We start from the raw sequence: 456 nt of genomic DNA on the forward strand, positions 1-456 counted from the left end.
GAGTAGAATCAATACCGTGCGGCTTGTACAGCGAAATATTGCGTTCAGGACTCAAAAATCGTGCCAGACAGCCGTGGGACACGCCCGGCCATGACGAATTATCGCTGTCCGGCAATTGTTTATGACACGCGGGGGAAGCGGCCATGACCAACGCTCCTCGTATCGCCGTCCTGGGGTTTTCCATTGAGTGCAACCGGTTCGCGCCGGTGGCGACGGAGGAGGATTTTCGCACGCGCACCCTGATCGGTGGGGCGGAGATGATTGCGGAGGCGCGGTCGACGGCGCCTCGAATGCTGGGGGAGTTGCCGGGATTTCTGGCCGTCATGGACGAGACCGGGCCTTGGGCGCCGGTGCCCAGCCTGCTGGCGATGGCCGAACCTAATGGGCCGGTGGAGCAAGCGTTTTTCGATCGGCTGATGCGGCGGTGGGGGGCCGATCTGGCCGGGGCGGGGCGGG

1 protein-coding gene is annotated in these 456 nt (G+C 63.8%); it reads left to right on the forward strand.

Annotation, left to right across the window (positions count from 1 at the left end; translation table 11 throughout):
• Positions 1–143: 143 nt before the first annotated feature.
• Positions 144–456: M81 family metallopeptidase (locus tag GSQ89_RS25980; protein ID WP_174254931.1), on the forward strand; the 313-nt coding region annotated here is incomplete at its 3' end.

It is taken from the genome of Acidisphaera sp. S103, assembly GCF_009765975.1.
Taxonomy (GTDB): domain Bacteria; phylum Pseudomonadota; class Alphaproteobacteria; order Acetobacterales; family Acetobacteraceae; genus Rhodopila.